Annotated in this window: 16 protein-coding genes; 8 read left to right on the top strand and 8 right to left on the bottom strand. The window is 29.3% G+C overall.

Annotation, left to right across the window (positions count from 1 at the left end):
• Nucleotides 1-2: 2 nt before the first annotated feature.
• Genes BVAVS116_RS01690 through rpsI form a run of 7 tightly spaced genes read left to right on the top strand, consistent with a single transcriptional unit; the run spans nt 3 to nt 7,016 of the window.
• Nucleotides 3-2,099, top strand: coding sequence for an ATP-dependent helicase (locus BVAVS116_RS01690; protein WP_006068868.1), 2,097 nt, complete (start codon nt 3-5; stop codon nt 2,097-2,099).
• A gap of 9 nt (nt 2,100-2,108) precedes the next feature.
• Nucleotides 2,109-2,384 carry an Asp-tRNA(Asn)/Glu-tRNA(Gln) amidotransferase subunit GatC gene (gene gatC, locus BVAVS116_RS01685; protein ID WP_006068579.1) on the top strand — a complete coding sequence of 92 codons (276 nt, stop codon included), beginning with the start codon at nt 2,109-2,111 and terminating at the stop codon, nt 2,382-2,384.
• A gap of 10 nt (nt 2,385-2,394) precedes the next feature.
• Nucleotides 2,395-3,843, top strand: coding sequence for an Asp-tRNA(Asn)/Glu-tRNA(Gln) amidotransferase subunit GatA (gatA, locus tag BVAVS116_RS01680; RefSeq protein WP_006068676.1), 1,449 nt, complete (start codon nt 2,395-2,397; stop codon nt 3,841-3,843).
• Nucleotides 3,833-5,290 carry an Asp-tRNA(Asn)/Glu-tRNA(Gln) amidotransferase subunit GatB gene (gene gatB / locus BVAVS116_RS01675; RefSeq protein ID WP_006068718.1) on the top strand — a complete coding sequence of 486 codons (1,458 nt, stop codon included), beginning with the start codon at nt 3,833-3,835 and terminating at the stop codon, nt 5,288-5,290. Before gatA ends, gatB begins: the two co-directional genes overlap by 11 nt.
• On the top strand, nt 5,283-6,092 hold the full coding sequence (locus BVAVS116_RS01670) for a hypothetical protein (protein WP_006068651.1): 810 nt from the start codon (nt 5,283-5,285) through the stop codon (nt 6,090-6,092). The genes gatB and BVAVS116_RS01670 overlap by 8 nt, the downstream gene beginning before the upstream one ends.
• Nucleotides 6,093-6,144: 52 nt before the next feature.
• Nucleotides 6,145-6,609 (top strand): 50S ribosomal protein L13, encoded by a 465-nt coding sequence (rplM, locus tag BVAVS116_RS01665; RefSeq protein WP_006068967.1) that lies wholly within the window; start codon nt 6,145-6,147, stop codon nt 6,607-6,609.
• Nucleotides 6,606-7,016: a 30S ribosomal protein S9 gene (rpsI, locus tag BVAVS116_RS01660; protein ID WP_006068816.1), complete on the top strand. Its 411-nt coding sequence runs from the start codon at nt 6,606-6,608 to the stop codon at nt 7,014-7,016. The genes rplM and rpsI overlap by 4 nt, the downstream gene beginning before the upstream one ends.
• Before the next feature lie 70 nt (nt 7,017-7,086).
• Here rpsI and eno read toward each other — a convergent pair whose 3' ends face one another.
• Complete coding sequence (gene eno / locus BVAVS116_RS01655; RefSeq protein WP_006068943.1) at nt 7,087-8,388, bottom strand: phosphopyruvate hydratase; 1,302 nt, start codon at nt 8,386-8,388, stop codon at nt 7,087-7,089.
• 137 nt (nt 8,389-8,525) lie between these two features.
• Between eno and BVAVS116_RS01650 the strand changes: the two genes are divergently transcribed.
• Nucleotides 8,526-9,257: a hypothetical protein gene (locus BVAVS116_RS01650; protein WP_006068805.1), complete on the top strand. Its 732-nt coding sequence runs from the start codon at nt 8,526-8,528 to the stop codon at nt 9,255-9,257.
• A 13-nt stretch (nt 9,258-9,270) separates the two neighbouring features.
• Here the strand turns inward: BVAVS116_RS01650 and BVAVS116_RS01645 are convergent, their stop codons facing one another.
• From BVAVS116_RS01645 to BVAVS116_RS01615, 7 genes are all read right to left on the bottom strand, one after another.
• Nucleotides 9,271-10,242 carry an ATP-binding cassette domain-containing protein gene (locus tag BVAVS116_RS01645; protein WP_006068674.1) on the bottom strand — a complete coding sequence of 324 codons (972 nt, stop codon included), beginning with the start codon at nt 10,240-10,242 and terminating at the stop codon, nt 9,271-9,273.
• Nucleotides 10,243-11,115, bottom strand: coding sequence for an ABC transporter ATP-binding protein (locus tag BVAVS116_RS01640; protein ID WP_006068593.1), 873 nt, complete (start codon nt 11,113-11,115; stop codon nt 10,243-10,245).
• 12 nt (nt 11,116-11,127) lie between these two features.
• Nucleotides 11,128-12,177 carry an ABC transporter permease gene (locus BVAVS116_RS01635; RefSeq protein ID WP_006068480.1) on the bottom strand — a complete coding sequence of 350 codons (1,050 nt, stop codon included), beginning with the start codon at nt 12,175-12,177 and terminating at the stop codon, nt 11,128-11,130.
• A 12-nt stretch (nt 12,178-12,189) separates the two neighbouring features.
• Entirely contained in the window at nt 12,190-13,110 is a 921-nt protein-coding gene (locus BVAVS116_RS01630) for an ABC transporter permease (protein WP_006068547.1), read from the bottom strand.
• Between the two features lie 376 nt (nt 13,111-13,486).
• Nucleotides 13,487-15,112: a peptide ABC transporter substrate-binding protein gene (locus tag BVAVS116_RS01625; RefSeq protein ID WP_006068990.1), complete on the bottom strand. Its 1,626-nt coding sequence runs from the start codon at nt 15,110-15,112 to the stop codon at nt 13,487-13,489.
• A gap of 131 nt (nt 15,113-15,243) precedes the next feature.
• On the bottom strand, nt 15,244-16,827 hold the full coding sequence (locus BVAVS116_RS01620) for a peptide ABC transporter substrate-binding protein (RefSeq protein ID WP_006068345.1): 1,584 nt from the start codon (nt 16,825-16,827) through the stop codon (nt 15,244-15,246).
• 97 nt (nt 16,828-16,924) lie between these two features.
• Nucleotides 16,925-18,496, bottom strand: coding sequence for a peptide ABC transporter substrate-binding protein (locus BVAVS116_RS01615; RefSeq protein ID WP_006068617.1), 1,572 nt, complete (start codon nt 18,494-18,496; stop codon nt 16,925-16,927).
• Nucleotides 18,497-18,666: the final 170 nt, after the last annotated feature.

Below are 18,666 nucleotides of genomic sequence, written 5' to 3'. Positions count from 1 at the left end.
TAATGGTTAAAATAAAAAATTTTTTTTCTAGCTTAAATACTTCTCAAGAAAAAATTGTTTTTAGTAAAAGTAAAAATCCAATTCTTGTTTTAGCAGGGCCCGGGAGTGGTAAAACAAGGGTTATAATTGCAAAAATTGTATATTTAATCAAACATATGAATATAGATCCCAATGAAATTTTGGCTTTAACTTTTACCAATAAAGCTGCAAATGAAATGAATGCCAGAATAAATGATCTTTTAAAATTTGACAAGAAACTTCATATTCAAACTTTTCATTCTTTTGGGTCTTGGCTTTTGAGATTTTACTATAAGGATTTTGACAAAAATTATGATTCAAATTTTACAATTTGGGATACTAATGATGTTGCTAGATTTATCAAACAAATTGATCTTGCTCCAAGTCTTGAAATGGCAAAACATATTGCAGCTTTGATTTTAAAAGACAAAGAAAATTTTTTCTTAGAAAAATTTATTGAATTTAGAGAAAAGGAGCATGAATATATCAAAATTTATGAAGAAGAGAAAGCCAAGAATAATGCTTTTGATTTTTCAGATCTTATTATTAAACCTATTCTAATGCTAAGACAATCTAAATCTCTAAAAGAATATATTCAATCCAAATTTAAAGTTATTTTTGTAGATGAGTATCAAGATACAAATTATTCACAATTTTTATTTTTGAAAGAACTTTATTTAGATGGTATGTATTTTATGGTTGTAGGAGATGAAGATCAGTCAATATATTCTTTTAGAGGAGCTAGAATTGAAAATATTCTTGAATTTGAAAAAACTTTTGGCAATGTTGTTAAATTTTATTTAATGCAAAATTATCGTTCAAATTCAAATATAGTTGATATTGCAAATGAGGTTATCTCAAAAAATAAGAATAGGTACGAGAAACAAATAACAACTAGAAATAGTTCTGATAAAAGAATGAAATTTTTAGTTTTTCAAAGCACATCAGATGAAGCTGAATATTTTTCTAACTTGCTTGTTGATAATGATATTGATACAGCAATACTTTATAGATTTAATTCCCAATCGTTTCATTTTGAAACATCTTTTTTAAAGAAGAATATTCCATACAAAGTTTTAGGATCAATTAAATTTTATGATAGAGAGGAAATAAAGGACATTATTTGTTTGCTTAGACTTTTTATAAACAAGAGAGATAAAATAGCTTTTTTGAGAATGATAAACAAGCCTTCTAGAGGAATTGGAAAAAATACTTTAGAAAAAATAATTAGTACTTTAAACGATGATGATGTTAATTTCAATTTATTTTGTGCGAGTAAAAAGGTTTTGAGTTTGCTTAAAAATAGAGTCAAAGAGTCTCTTTTATTGTTTTTAAATACTTATGATGAGCTTGGTAAGAAACTTTTTGAGGATAATTATATTAATTTATCTGCTTTTATTGAGGATGTTGTAATTAAGTTTGGTATTTTAGATTATTATAAAAAATTTGATAAGGATGAAAAATTAAGGAATATTGATGAGCTTATTAATAGTGGAATTGAATATTCAGGTACGTTTGAAGGTCTTGCTATATTTTTAGAAAATTCTTCACTTTCTCCTTTAATTTCTGGGGATTTTAAGTCCAATATATTTTTGTCTTCAATTCATGGTGTTAAGGGGCTTGAATTTGATAGAGTTGTGATTTCTGGACTTGAAAAAGGTCTTTTGCCAGCTGAAATTGAAGAATTAACAGAAGATAGACTTGAGGAAGAGAGGAGGCTTTTTTATGTTGCAATCACAAGAGCCAAATCAGAACTTATTGTTACTTTAAATTTAAGGCGAGCTTTTAGAGGTTCTTTTAAAAGCACCGCGCCTTCTGTTTTTTTTCAAGATATTGACAAAAACTCTTATGATATTATCTTTATTCCCGAGTATTTAAAAGAGAATTTTAGTAATTTTTTTATTGATAATAAAAGGGATAGTAAATTTAATATTGGAGATTATATAATTTATAATGGAGAAAAGGGGATAGTTGTTGATAGCTGGTATCAAGGTAGCTTACAGTTTGTTAAAATTAGTTTGACAAATGGTAAAAAGGCTATTTTGAGTCCTGAGTATGTTAAAAAAATTATTAAAGTCTAGAGGTTTATTTTGCAAGATATACATTTAGAAAATAGTTTAAAATTAAGTTTATTTACACTTAGCATTGAGAGTGAAGATAAATTTATTTCAAAATTTGAGAAAGTTATTAGATTGGTTAATGAAATTTCAAACTTTGAGGTTCAAGTTAATTTTGATGCTAATAAGAAAAAGATTTCTACATTGCGTGAGGATGAAGTAAGATTTTCTCTTTCTATTGAGTCAATTAAAAAGCTTAGTAATTCGTTTTTAGATGGATATTTTTCATCTCCTAAAATATTGGAATAAGGATAAGGTCTTGGACTTAAGCAATTTAACTTTAACTAAAATTCAAGAATTAGTTTTAACTAAAAAGTGTAAAATTTATGATATTTTACTTGCTTATAAAAATAATTATGAATTAAACAAAGATATCAATGGATATATTGAATTTTTTGATGATTCTTTAGAGATTGCAAAAAGGTATGACGAGCGTTTAAAGAATTGTGAATTAGAAGATTTGCCTTTAATTGGTATGCTTATTGCTGTTAAAGATAATATTTCAATTCAAAATAAATCTTTAACTTGTGCTTCTGAAATTTTAAAAGGCTATGTTTCTCCTTATGATGCTACTGTGGTCAAAAGGCTTAAAAATAAAGGAGCAATTATAATTGGTAGAACCAATATGGATGAATTTGCCATGGGTTCTACTTGTGAATTTTCTTGTTATGGCGCAACTTTAAATCCTTTAAATAAAGAATATGTTGTGGGAGGTAGTTCTGGGGGCTCTGCAGCTGTGGTTTCAGCTTTTCAAGCACCTTTTTCGCTTGGCAGTGATACTGGAGGATCTGTTAGACTTCCCGCATCTTTTTCGGGAATTTTAGGCTTTAAACCTTCTTATGGAGGCCTTTCTCGTTATGGGCTTGCATCTTATGCTTCGTCTTTTGATCAAATAGGATTTTTTTCTCATTCTATTGAAGATATTGCTTTAATCTTAAAGCATACTTGTGGAGCTGACAAAATGGATTCTACTAGTATAGATATCTTTGATGATGATTTTTATCCTTTAAAAATAGAGTCGTTGCAAGGTAAAAATTTAGCTTTAATTAAAGAACTTAGTGAAGATCTAATGGACAAGAATGTTGCAAGTAGTTTTGCCAAGTTTAAACTTGATCTTTTATCAAAAGGTATTAATATAAAAGAAGTTTCAATAGAAGAGATTAATATTGTTTTATCAATTTATTATACAATTTCTCCTGTTGAAGCATCTTCCAATCTTGCTCGTTATACTGGACTTTGTTATGGTAAGAGAATATCAGAAAATTTAAGTCTTAATGATTTTTATTTTAAACATAGGAGTAATTTCTTATCAGAAGAAGTTAAAAGGCGTATTGTTCTTGGAAATTATTTATTGTCAGAAGGGTATGATGCCAAATATTATGCAAAGGCTTGTGAAATTCTTCAAAATTTGATTATTCCCAAATTTAACAAGCTTTTTGAAAGTTGCGATTTTATTATTACTCCAACAAGTTTTGTTAAACCTTTTAGAGTTGGTTTAGATTTTGACGATCCTGTTAAAATGTATTATTCAGATATTTGTACTGTGATTGCAAATCTTATTGGAGCTCCCGCTATTTCATTTCCGTATTCTAAGGATAAGGAAGGATTATCGATTGGAATGCAAATTATTGGGCGTAGCAAGAAGGATTTTGAACTTTTAAGTTTTTCAAAAAATGTGATTAGGGAATTGGGATTGAATGGAATATAAATTAGTTATTGGATTAGAAATTCATATTCAACTAGGTTTAAGAACAAAGGCTTTTTGTGGATGTAAAAATGAGTTTGGAGGAGTTCCTAACTCTCGTATTTGTCCAATTTGTCTTGGGTTACCTGGATCATTGCCAAGTGTAAATGTAGAGCTTATTAATAGTGCAATTTTAGCAGGACATGCCACAAATTCAAATATTAGGCATGTTGTTAAATTTGATAGAAAACATTATTATTATCCAGATTTGCCAAAAGGATATCAAATCTCGCAAAATGATAAGCCAATTTGTGAAGGAGGAAGTTTGCTAATTGAAACCTCTTCTGGGTTAAAAAAGATTAACATTATTAGAATTCATATGGAAGAAGATTCAGGTAAGAGTCTACATTTGTTAGATAGTGAAAATCAAAGTTATATTGATTTTAATCGTTCAGGTGCTCCTTTGCTTGAAATTGTTTCTGCTCCAGATATTAGCAGTGGGGATGAGGCAGTTGCTTTTTTAAATTCTTTAAGGGAAATTTTTAGGTATCTTGATTTGTCGGAATGTAATATGGAAAATGGTTCTTTTAGATGTGACGTAAATGTTAATTTAATTGTTAGAGAGAGTGATGTTGAGTATAAAACTCCTATAGCTGAAATAAAAAATTTAAATTCTTTTAAATCTATTAAAGCTGCTATTGAATATGAAGAATTAAGGCAACAAGAGGAATGGATTCAATTTAGAAAAACTCTTGATAGATATGGTAAGCATACCAGAGGGTTTGATGATAAGAGTGGGATTACAGTGATTCAAAGGGATAAAGAGACAGTATCTGATTATCGTTATTTTCAAGAACCCGATTTACCTTTAATAGAGATTGATGATTTTTATATTGATAATATTAAAAATTTAAAGTTAATTGAACTTCCATTTGATGCAAGAATTAGACTTAAAGACCAATATGGGCTAAGTGATTTTGATGTTATTACTTTAACATCAGATAAGCATCTGCTTAGATATTTTGAAGAATCTGTTATTAATGCAAGTGATCCTAAAAAAGTAGCCAATTGGATATTGTCTGAAGTTTTAAACGTTCTTAATGATAGAGGAATTAGTGTTCTTGAGTTTAATTTGTCCCCAAGCCATATTACAGAGCTTGTTGAATTTATTGTTGCTGGAAAAATAAGTGGCAAAATGGCAAAAAAAGTATTTTCAGAGATGATTACTAGAGAGGTTCCAGCTTCTGTTATTATAAGTGAAAATCAATTAGAACAAGTAAGTGACAAATTTGTTATTAAACAGATTGTGCTTGAAGTTTTGAACGAAAATCCTAAATCAATTGAGCTTTACAAAAAGGGCAAAGATCATGCTATCAAATTTATGATGGGACAAATAATGAAAAAATCTTCAGGGAAAATTAATCCTATACTTGCAAATGAAATTCTTTTACAAAGTTTATCAAATGTATGATTTGTCCTTAATAGATAATTTGCCAGTGATAAAAAGGGCAAGATTTTTTTATCTTTATGATATTAATGGTAAGAGATATTTAGATTTATATTTAAATGGTGGAAAAAATTTTTTAGGCTATAGGCTTCAAGGTTTAAATCGCCTTTTTAAGCAAACTGTGTCAAGGGGCTTAATATCCCCTTATCCTTCTGTTTTTAAAAATCAGTTTGTCAATTTAGTATTTACTTTTTTTAAAGAGGCTGGATCTGTTTATATTTTTAAACTAGAACAAGATGCAAAAGAATTTTTATTATCTTTAACTGGTAAAGATAAATTTTTTATGCCTTGGGAAAAAGAAGAAGGAATATATGAGTTTAAAGTAGGATTTAATAATATTAAATATCCCATGATTTTTAATATTCCTTTGCCCAATTACATGTCTGTTAGTATTGTTGTTATAGATAATCTTTCTAGAAAAATAGAATTTAAAGATAATTTTGATGCTTTAACTTTATCTTTGGCTAGACATACATTAAGCAAGCTTTTATTGTATAAGAAAAATTTCAATGTTGATTTTAATTCTTTTGCGACATCTTTGTTTAGAGTGATTGATAGGTATATGTTTCCTCTTTATGATGCTTGTTATCATGCGGAAATTTTTAATGTATTTCTAAAATATGGGTATTTAATTAGTCCAAATTTTAATATTCCATCTATTGTTCCCTTGAAGTTTTCTAAAGGAGATCTGGATAATTTTAAAAAAATTTGTTTTGATCTTAAAAATAAGTTTATTGATGGACTTGACAGTGATCCTTGCAAATAATACAATGAATGAGATTTATGCATAAAATTATATGTTAGGGTAATGTGCTATTATGAATAAAATAACCAATAATGTTACGATTTGGATCAAGCCAAAAACTGTTGAGAAGAAATGGTATGTAATTGATGCAGCAGATAGAATTTTAGGTAAAGTTGCTGTGGATGCTGTTAAAATTTTAAGAGGTAAGCATAAAGCTTATTATACTCCTCACCAAGATTTAGGTGATAATGTTATTATTATTAATGCTTCTAAGATTAGGCTTACGGGGAAAAAATATCAACAAAAACTTTATTATAGGCACTCAAGATATCCGGGAGGTCTTTATTCTGATACTTTTAGAACATTGTCAGAGAGAAAGCCGTGTGCACCTCTTGAGATTGCTATTAAAGGTATGTTGCCAAAAGGTCCTTTGGGGCGCAATCTTTTTAGAAATTTAAGAGTCTTTCCTGGTTCAGAGCATGCTCTTAAAGCTCAAAATCCTGTAAAATTGGAAGCTAATTTAAGAGGGATAAAATGAAAAAATCAAATTTTAGCAATGTTAATTTATCAATGGGAACCGGTAGAAGAAAATCTTCTGTTGCTAGAGTTTACATCAGAGAGGGTAATGGCAATATTAAAGTAAATAATAGAGACTTTGACTCTTACATCCAACTTGAAAATTTAAGAACAATGGCACTATCGCCTTTAGTTTTGACAAATACACTTGGAAAATATGATCTTTATATTAATGTTTATGGGGGAGGGATTTCAGGTCAATCAGGAGCAATAAGGCACGGCATTTCACGTGCTCTATTTGAACTTGATGAATCTAACAAGATGATTTTGAGATCTAATGGTTTCTTAACAAGAGATTCAAGGAAAGTTGAACGTAAAAAATTTGGGCAGAAAAAAGCTCGAAAAAGTTTTCAATTTTCTAAAAGATAATTTTATTTTTTATAATTTTACATTTTTATTTAAGCAAAAATAAAAAAAAATCCCTTTAAAGGGATTTTTTTTATTTTTGCTTAATGGAATAAAATACGTTTTTACCGTGGTATTCAGCGGTTGTTTCCAATTCTTCTTCTATTCGTATTAGTTGATTATATTTTGCTATTCTGTCTGTTCTTGAGAGTGAACCAGTTTTGATTTGCCCTGTTCCAAGAGCTACGACAAGATCAGCTATTGTAGTATCTTCTGTTTCTCCTGATCTGTGGGATACTATCGCTGTGTATCCTGCTTTTTTGGCCATTTCAACAGCTTCGAATGTTTCTGTTAGTGTTCCGATTTGATTTACCTTAATAAGAATTGAATTAGCAACCCCCATTTCAATTCCCTTTTTAAGAAATGAGGTATTTGTTACAAATAAATCATCTCCAACAAGTTGTATTTTGTTTCCAATTTTGTCTGTAAGTTTTTTCCATCCATCCCAATCTTCTTCGGCCATGCCATCTTCAATTGAAATAATTGGATATTTTTCTACCCATTTTGACCAATATTCAACCATTTGTTCGGAAGTAAGTTCTTCTTTTGTTGACCATTTAAGTACATATTTTTTTGTTTTTGGATCATAAAGCTCAGATGTTGCTGGATCAAGAGCTATTGCTATGTCTTTCCCAGGCTCATAACCCGCTTTTTTTATTGATTCTATAATCATCTCGCAGGCTTCTTCATTTGATTTTAAATTTGGAGCAAATCCCCCTTCATCTCCAACAGAAGTTGCATATCCTTTATCGTTTAAAATGCCTTTTAGTGTATGAAAAACTTCTGCTGCAATTCTTATTGCTTCGCTGAAAGTTTTTGCTCCTACGGGCATTATCATGAACTCCTGAAAATCAACAGAGTTGTCAGAATGTGCACCACCATTAATAATATTACACATGGGTGTAGGCAAAATGTTAGCTTTGTAAGCTCCAAGATATTGATAAGCCTTAAGTCCAAGGTACTTTGCAGCAGCTTTAGCTGTAGCCATTGAAACTGCTAAGATTGCATTAGCGCCTAGCTTTTCTTTTGTAGGGGTGCCATCAAGTTCAAGCATTTTTCTGTCGATTGCAACCTGATTTAAGGCGCTCATACCTTCAAGTTCTGGGGCAATTATGTTTTTTATATTTTCAATTGCTTTTAAAACTCCTTTTCCCATATATACAGATTTATCACCATCTCTAAGCTCAACAGCTTCGTTAATTCCTGTTGATGCACCTGACGGCACGGCAGATCTTCCACAAGTTCCATCTTCCAAAATTACATCAGCTTCAACTGTTGGATTCCCCCTGGAATCAATAATTTGTCTAGCTTTGATTTCATAAATATGAAAACCCATTTTATACTCCTCGTATTATTTACTTTAATGTATGTTTTTAGTATAATGTTAAAAAGTTTAAATGTGTAGTATTCTTCCAAAAGAATTATTATTGTGAGCTTTGTATATAATCTATGAAAGAAAGGTATTTATGTTTATTGGTTTTTGCAGCTTTATGTGTTAATAATCTTTTTTCAGATAGTTATGTAATGTATGATTTTGATTTGAGTTTAAATGAATTTTTGGAAGTTTCAACAAGAAAAGACAATCTTGAGCCCATGGTTGATTCCAATCGTATATTATTATTTTATCCTCCTAATAAGGACATTAGAAAAATTTTTGCTGCCTTTGACTTTGATCAGTATTCTAAGAAATATTTATTCAAAAAAAATGAGTATGGAGTTTTTTTTGTTAAAGTTAATATTCCTCATGGCACAAGTGATGTAAAATATAGGCTTATTGTGGACGGTGTTTGGACTAATGACGAATATAATAAAAATGTGGTTTACAATGAGGATTTAACCCCATTTTCTAAAATTGAGATTGCTAAAGAGAAGTCCAGTTATATTTCTTTGAGGAATCCAATACAATCGTATGACAATAACGAGGTTGAAATTTTTTATATAGGTCGTCCTGGACAAGTAGTTACAATAGCTGGTAGTTTTAATAATTTTAATCCTTTTTTAAATAGGCTTATTGAAAAAGAAGATAATAAGGGAATTTATACTATTAAGCTTAAAAATTTACCTAAGGATAGAATTTATTATTATTTTATTGATTCTGGTAACAAAGTAATAGATAAAAATAATGTTAATAGAATTAATTTATACTTTGTTGAAGGAATTGATAATAAAATAGATTTTGAAGTCTCCTATTTTGACCATAAATAAGCTTTTAAATTGGTTATTTATTCATTTCATCAAAAAGGTATTTAGATACAAAGTGATCTTTTTCTACTTCTTCAAGTTTTGGGTGTACTTGGGTTGATAAATGAATTTTTCTAATGTTTGCTAAAGTTTGTTCGTCTAGTTTTATATTTTTATTTTTTCTTTTTTCAGGGTCGATTTCAGGAATTGATGCTATTAGCATTTTAGTATATGGATGAATTGGGTTTGAAAATAGTGTTTCTCTGGGTGCAAGTTCTAAGATAACTCCTAGGTACATTACAGCGATTTTATCACTCATATATTTTACTACAGCAAGATCGTGAGAAATAAATAAATAAGATAAATTAAATTCTTTTTGTAAGGTTTTTAGTAGATTTAAAATTTGAGCTCTGATTGATACATCAAGTGCAGAAACGGCTTCGTCTAAAAGTAAAAGCTTAGGATTTAAAGCTAGTGCTCTGGCAATTCCTATTCTCTGTCTTTGTCCTCCAGAAAATTCATGAGGATATCTAGCTAACATACTTTTATGTAATCCAACAATATCTGTTAATTCGTTTACCCTTTGCTCTATTTCTTTTTTTGTTTTTGGAAGAATTTTGTTTTCATTGTATATTTCTAGCGGTTCTGCTATTATTTCTTTTATTGTCATTCTTGGATCAAGTGAAGTATGAGGATCTTGGAATACCATTTGCATATCTTTTTTTGTTTTTAAAAGTTCTTTTTTTGAAAGTTTAGTTATATTTTTTTCGTTAAAGTAAATATTTCCAGAAGTTGGTGTGTAAAGCTGCATTATTGAGCGAAGAGTAGTAGATTTGCCGCAGCCAGATTCTCCTACAAGTCCTAGAGTTTTATTTTTTTCAACTTCAAAGCTGATATTGTTTACCGCATTGACTTTTTGTTTGTTTTTCCAAAATAAAAAATCTTCTCCAGTTATGAATGTTTGTGTTAAATTTTCTACTTTAAGAATTATTTCTTTTTTACTGTTCATTTAAAACTCCCCAGTACTGGTTTTTGTGATTTTAATAGGATTTTCTTTTATTGAATAAAGTTTTTTATTTGGATCGTGTTCTAGTGTAAGAATTGATTTTAAAAGTCCAATAGTGTAAGGGTTTTTAGGGTTGTTAAATATTTCCTCCACTGTTCCCTCTTCTACAATTTTTCCTTGATACATAACAGATACTGTATCACAAATTTCAGCAACAACTGCAAGATCATGTGTTATAAATATAGTAGAAGTATTGAATTTTTTAGAGAGGTTTTTGATTAATAATAATATTTGCTCTTGGATTGTAACATCAAGGGCTGTTGTCGGTTCATCTGCTATTAGTAAGGATGGATGACAGCTAAGCGCCATGGCAATCATTACTCTTTGTCTCATTCCTCCTGAAAATTGATGAGGAAAATGTTTTATTCTCTCTTCTGCGTTTACAACACCAACGGTTTTTAACATTTCTATTGCTTTTTCTTTGGCTTCCTTTTTTCCTAATTTTTGATGCAAAATTATTGTTTCTTCAAGTTGAGTTGATATTCTTAAAAATGGGTTGAGCGAAGTCATTGGGTCTTGAAATATCATTGATATTTTATTCCCTCTGATTTTTAAAAGTTCTTTTTCGCTAAGTTTTAGCAAATCTTGATTTTCAAATAGTATTTCTCCACTTTTATATACTGTTGTAAGTTCTGGTAATAATTTTAAAATAGCCATGCTTGTTACGGATTTTCCACTTCCAGATTCTCCAACAATAGCCCTAATTTCTCCTCTTTTTACAGATAGGTTAATATTACTTACGGGATGAATTGTTGTGTGTTTTAATCTGAATTCAATTGATAAATTTTTTATTTCTAATATATTTTCTTGTTCCATTTCAATTTCTCCTTAGATGCTATCTTTTGGATCAAATGCATCCCTTAACCCGTCACCTAAAAAGTTCATAAATAATAGAAATATTGTCATAACTATAGCTGGAATAAAAACTTTCCATGGATATTCAACAAATGTAGCAATTCCATTTTGCACTAATTCTCCCCAGCTTGTCATTGGAGCTGAAATTCCAAGTCCTAAAAAGGACAAAAAAGCTTCAGCCATAATAAAGCTTGGAACTCTTATTGTTGTGAATATAACTATCATTCCAATGCTATTAGGTATTAAGTGTTTTAATATTATTCTTTGATTTGTTGCGCCAAAGGTCTTGGATGCTTGTATAAATTCTGAACTTGATAATGATTGTACTTGGCCTCGCACAACTCTAGCTACTGTTAACCACGATACAAATGCAAGTGCTATGAATAATCCTATTATACTTCTTTCCATTATTGACATTAGTATTATTACAATAAGCAAATAGGGCAACACATAAAGAATTTCGATTGTTTTGGTGATTATTTTATCAGGCAATCCCCCAAAAAATCCTGCTATTGAACCTAGAATAGTTCCTATTATCATAGACAAAAAAGCCCCAATAAATCCTACAGAAAGAGAGATTTGACTGCCCTGTATTAATCTTGCAAGCAAATCTCTTCCAAGATTGTCTGTACCAAGTAAATACACTCTTTTGTGTATTTTTACTTCCTTTTTATCTATCATTTGAACTTCATTTTCTATTTTTATTTTTATGTCTTCTAGTTTTTTTAGTTCTTCTTCATTTATTTCTCTTTTTTCTTTTTTTGCTAATTTTTCAATAAATTTTTTTTCTTTATTGTACCATAGTTCTCCAGCAGCCTGGAAAGATGGTGGTAAATCGGAATGCTCTACTATTTGAGTATGGTATTTATATATTGGCAATATTGGTTGTAGAATAGCAATTAAGATATAAAATCCAATTACAAAAAGACTGCCGAATGCCAGTTTATTTTCTTTGAATCTTGACCAAGCTCTTCTTTCGAGTTTAGAATTACTTTTTTCATTTTGTTTTTCAAGGCTATTCATTTTGATTTTCTCCTATACTCTTGGATCTAACATTTTATATATAATGTCTGATATTAATATAGAAATAAGCAGTATTATTGAATATACTAATAATCCCCCCATTAATACTGGGTAATCTCTGTTTAGTGCGGATTCTGTTATAAACATTCCCATTCCAGCAATTCTAAATATTTTTTCAATAACTACGCTTCCAGAAATTATAGCAGCAAATGCTGGACCTATATAACTTACTACAGGTAGCATTGCTCCCCTTAACATGTGCTTTATAACTATCTTTCTGAAGCTTAGTCCTTTTGCACGTGCAGTTCTTATAAAGTCACTTTGTATTATTTCTAGCATTGAGCCTCTGATTATTCTTGCAAAAATAGCTACATTGGGCATACTAAGAGTTATTATAGGTAGAATTAAATTTGAAAATCCTCCTCTTTCTGTAATCCATCCAGAGGTGTAAAATAAGCCCCATTTAATTGCAAAAAAGTATTGTAAAATTGGTCCTATTACGAATAATGGTATGGAAATTCCTAATATTGCTATTGATGTTATTATATAATCTATATAATTATTTTTATAAATAGCAGCTAATATTCCTATTGGTATTCCTATTGAAAGTGATATAATGAGGGATATTACTCCGAGTGTAAGTGATTTTGGAAATCCTAATTTTATGTATTGATTAACCGTAAGATCTTTCTTTTTTAGAGAAGGTCCTAGATCTCCTTTGAAAACGTTTGAAATATAATAAAAGGCTTGAATATAAAAAGGCTTATCAAGATGATATTTCTCCATTAATCGTGCTTTTACTTGAGGATCAATGGGTTTTTCAGAATCAAATGGACTTCCAGGAGCCATTCTCATTACAAAAAAGCATAAAAAAATTATTGCTAGTAAAGTTGGTATCATTCCTATTATTTTTTTTAAAGTAAACTTTAACATTTTTGCTCCTTTGTAAATAGGTAATTGGCAACATTATATATTAGTCAATTATATCATATAGTATTTATTGTTTTTCAAGCTATAATTGATAATTTTTGATGGAGCAGTGGTTTGTTTGCGTTATAATTAGCAATTTGATTTTCGATAAAATGTATTTTATTTTAATGTACTTTATTTTTTTAAAATTTTTATTTTAAATTTTGTTATGTGATTAGAGAGGATTGTTTTTTTGTTTAAGATTTTAAAGTAAAAAATAATTTTACCTTAAAACATTGTTTGTGTAATTTTGCTTTAAACAAGGCTATACTTTTGAGTGTTATTATATTAGACTTCAATATTATTTTTAATTTATATTGAAGTCTTTTTGAAAAATTAATTAATTGCGTTTTGCATTATTAATTGGTTTTAATTCAGAAAAATAATAAACTTCTGATACATTAGGATTCCACCCAGTCCATTTGTCGTTTCTGAAAAGATAGTGACCAGAATATATGTATATTGGTGCGGCAGGAAAATCTTTTTCAATTATTATCTCTTCTGCTTTTCTGAGTATTTTTTTTCTTTTTATAGGATCTTTTTCAAAATCTGATTCTTTTATGAGTTTATCAAATTCTAAATTTGAATATCTGTACGATGCAAGTTGTGAATTTTCGCTTGTGAATATAGTGAAATATGTGTGTGGATCCAAATATTCCCCAATGCGTCCAATCCTTATTATTTCAAAATTACCCGTATTTCTACTATTGGTAAGAACAGGCCAATTTTCATTAGTAAGCATAATATTTATATTTAAAATTTTTTTCCATTGGTTTTGAATAAATGAAGCAATTTTTTTATGAGTTTCGTTTGTATTATATTTTAGCGTTAGTGTTGGAAATCCTTTCCCATTCGGATAACCAGCTTGTGTTAAAAGCTTTTTAGATTTTTCAGGATCAAATAGAGTTAATTTTTTGCCATAATTGTAATTTTCAAGATTAGGGGTTATTTCTCTTGTGGGAACTGTACCATCATTGAGCACTTTGTAAGTTAAAGTTTCTCTGTCAATAGCTAACGTTAAAGCTTCTCTAACTCTAACATCATTAAGGGGTTTTATTTTTGTATTAAATGAGTATAAATAAATCGCATTACTTTTATGTTGATAATAGTCGTTTTGTAGTTTTATTTCATTTACAATGTCCGGCGGGATGCTGTTAAAAATAGCATCAATTTCGTTGTTTTTGTACATATTGTATACAGTCAGATCGTTGTCAGATGTAATGTAGACAAGCTCTTCAAGCTCTACTTCTTTTGCATTGTAATAGTGTTCGTTTTTTTCAAATATAATTTTTTCATTAGGTAATCTTTTTTTCAATTTAAAAGGACCGCTGGTAACCATGTTTTCAGGGTTTGTCCAATTTCCTTTATATTTTTCAATAACATGAATAGGTACTGGCATGAATGAGTGATGTAAAAGTAATTCAAGAAAATAGGGTTTTGGAGATGTTAGTGTTATTTCCACTGTTTTGCTATCAATTGCTTTAATTCCAAGTTCAGAATCAGATACTTTTCCATCAAAGTACTCTTGTCCATTTTTTATTATTGATTTAAGCATGTCAACATGTGCAGATTCTGTTGCTTTATTTAAAATTCTTAAAAAAGATTTTCTTATTCCTTCAGCAGTAATTGAAACTCCATCACTCCAAACAAGATTATCTCTTAAGTAAAATTGATATGTTTTTTTATCTTTTGAGACTTCCCAATTTTTAGCAAGCCCAGGCTTAAGCTTTCCAGTTTTGGTATTTAATGTTAAGAGTCCTGAGAATACTTGCTCTAAGATCCTTGCTCCTATTGTCTCATCTACCAAGTGTGGATCAAGTGACGAAGGTGCTCCCCCTATGTATACTTTAAATGTTAATTTTTCTTTTTCTGAATTGCTATTGCATGCAATCAAAGACGCGGCAAGCATAAATAGCATTACCATCTTAATTTTTTTACCGATTTTTTCAATTTTATTAAAGTTCATTTTAACCTTTTCCCCAAATTAAAATTATTTATGAGTTTTAAGCTATCTTTTTTTTAGAAGAAAGTCAATAAAAAAATCGTCTATTAATTTATTTTTTATAGACGATTTTTATTTAATTAAGTATTAATTATTTATTTTTTTAATTTTAGTTGAGATAAATCAAATCTTTCTGAAATATTGGTATTCCAGCCTGTCCACTTGTCATTTCTGAAAAGGTAACTATTTCCATATATGTATATTGGTGCTATTGGAAAATCTTTTTCAATAATTATCTCTTCTGCTTGTCTCAAGATGTCTTGTCTTTTTATTGGATCAAGTTCAAGATCAGATTTCTTAATAAGCTCGTTATATTCTGGGTTTGAGTAATTGTGAGATGAGAATTGTGTGTATCCTTGTGTGAATATTCTTAAAAATGTTGAAGGATCAGCATAATCGCCTATCCATCCTGCTCTTGCTATTTCGTAATTTCCATTTGCTTTGGTGTTTAAGTAAGTTGTCCATTCTTCGTTTTCAAGTTCTACATTAATATTTAAATTTTTTTTCCATTGGTTTTGAATAAATTCACAAATTTTTTTATTTGCTTCGTTTGTATTATATTTTAATTTTAAAATAGGAAATCCATTTCCATTAGGGTAACCAGCTTCATCCAGAAGGGTTTTTGCAATTTCAGGATTAAATAATTCTAAATTTTTTGCATAAGAATATGTGCTAAAGTTAGGAGTTGCTCTTCTTGTAGGAGTAGTTCCGTTGTCAAGAACTTTATATGTGAGTGTTTCTCTATCAATAGCAAGAGTTAAAGCTTTTCTAATCTTAACATTGTCAAGTGGTTTGATTTGTGTGTTGAATGCATAAAAGTATACGGCATTAACAGCTGATGAGTAATAATCGCTTCGTAATTTTAGATCTTTAATTAAATCGGGTGGTATGGAGCCAAAGATTGCATCTAATTCTTTATTTTCATACATTTTATATGCTGTTGAGTTATCATTTGTTGTGTAAAATGTAATTTCTTGTACTTCCACTTCGTTTGAGTTGTAGTATTTATCATTTTTTTCGAACACATATTTTTCGTTAGGAATTCTTTCTTTTAATTTAAAAGGACCACTGGTAACCATGTTCTCAGGGCTTGTCCAGCTTTGTCCGTACTTTTCGGTAATGTGAATTGGTATTGGAATAAATGACTGGTGTACTAACATGTCAATAAAATAGGGCTTTGGTGATTCTAGTGTTATTTCTAATGTTTTTTCGTCAATTGCTCTAATTCCAAGTTCAGAGTCAGATACTTGTCCATCAAAATATTTTTGACCATTTTTAATTGCTGATTTAACCATTTCAACATACTTTGATCCGGTTTCTTTATTTAAAATTCTAAGATAAGATTTTCTAATTCCTTCTGCAGTGATTTCAACTCCGTCACTCCAGGTAATTTTTTCTCTTAGAGTAAATGTGTAAACTGTTCCATCAGAAGAAATATCCCAGCTTTTTGCAAGCCCCGGCTTGTTTCCTCCTGTGTTAGGATCTCCTGTAATAAGCCCTCTAAACATTGTGTCTATCATTTTTGATGCGACATTATCATCTGCTAATTGAGGGTCAAGACTGCTTGGTTCTGCCCCCAAGCTTATTTTAAATGATACTCCTTCTTTTTTTTCCGCATCATTACAACAAAGAAAAGTTAGAAAAAATATTATTGAAAATAATGATTTTTGTAATTTCATAAATTTTTATACCTCCGTTTTGAAGTTAACTTTAATTTTATAATTGCCCTTCTGTAGATATTAATTTTAAATCTTAATTTTAAAATTACTTATTTTATTATTTTTTAGTTTTAATATCTTCATATAAATAGCTTTCTGTAATATTTGGCATCCACCCTGTCCATTTATCATTCCTGAAAAGGTAATGAGATTTGGGTATAGATAAGGGTGCCATAGGAAAATCTTTTTCTACTATTATTGCTTCGGCTTCTCTTAGAATATCTTGTCTTTTTATTGGATCAAATTCCAAATTAGATTTTGCTATTAAAGCGTCATACTCTTTGTTAGAATATTTGTATGCTCCGAAAAAATGATTTTCTGTTGTAAGTAAGCTTTCTAAAAATGTTAAAGGATCAAAATAGTCTCCTAACCACCCTAAACTTGAAATTTGGTAATTTCCAGTTTTTCTGCTTCCTAAAAATGTTGTCCATTCTTCGTTCTCGATTTCTATTTTAATGTTTAGGATTTTTTTAAATTGTTCTTGTAAGAATTCTGCTCCTTTTTGGTCTCTCCCTGAGACTTTATATTTTAATGTAGGGAATCCTTTCCCATCTGGATATCCAGCTTCAGCTAAAAGTTTTTTTGCATTCTCAGGATCAAATAATATTAAATTTTTTCCATAAGAATAATCATCAAATTTTGGAGTTAGGTTTCTTGTTGGCTCTGAACTTCCTTTTAAAACTATTTTACATAAAGTTTCTCTATCAATAGCAAGTGAGATGGCTTGTCGAACTTTTGAATTGTCTAGTGGCTTTATGGTTGTATTGAATACTATGTATGCCACTCCATTTTTTAATCCTGAGTAATAATCATCTCTTATTTTAATTTCTTCTAAATTGCTCTTTTCTGCTCCTTGCAGAAAATCGAGTTCACCGTTTATGTACATATTGTAAGCTACATTACCTTCTATTGGATAAAATATCACTTCATCAATTTCTACATTCTTTGCATTATAATATTTTTCATTTTTTTCTATTACGATTTTATCGTTAATTAGTCTTTCTTTGAGTTTGTATGCGCCACTAACAACTATATTTTCGGGATTTGTCCAATTTTCTCCATATTTTTCAACAATATGCATTGGAACTGGTATGTATGCTGAGTTTGTTAGCATATCGGGGAAATAAGACTTTGGAGATGTTAGTGTTATTTCTAGGGTTTTGCTGTCAATAGCTTTTATGCCAAGCTCAGATTCAGATACCGTCTCATCGAAATATTCTTGTGCGTTTTTTATTGTAGATTTTACCAAATTAGCATACAATGCAGCTGTTTTTTTATTTAAAATTCTTAAATAAGATTTTTTTATCTCTTCAGCAGTAATGGCAACTCCATCGCTCCAAACTATATTTTCTCTTAGGTGAAATGTGTAAATAGTTCCGTTCCCAGTAATATTCCAACTTTTTGCAAGTCCCGGTTTATATTTTCCAGTTTGTGAATCTTTTACTACTAGGCCTAAAAATAGGTTTATAATAATATTGCTACCGTAAATGTCTGTTGAAAGCTGAGGATCAAGTGATGATGGTTCGTTTAAATTTGACACTCTAAAAACTATTTTTTCTTTTGCAATACTATTGGTGCAGGCTATTAAAGAAAAAATAGTTAGCATTAAAGCTATTTTTGTGTATTTCATGGGATTTTCCTTTTTCAATATTTTGCATATTTATTGTTTTAATTATTTATTAATATTTTTTAATAAATAATATTTAACTTGTTCTGCTTTTAGGTATTTATGCCTCCTGGTACTTTAATTTATCTTATATTTAAATTTTACTTTAATTCTTACAATAAAAAAAGTCTAAT

Source organism: Borreliella valaisiana VS116 (genome assembly GCF_000170955.2).
Taxonomy (GTDB): domain Bacteria; phylum Spirochaetota; class Spirochaetia; order Borreliales; family Borreliaceae; genus Borreliella; species Borreliella valaisiana.
Note: the sequence above shows the minus strand (reverse complement) of the source record. Positions and strands in the feature narration are given on the sequence as shown.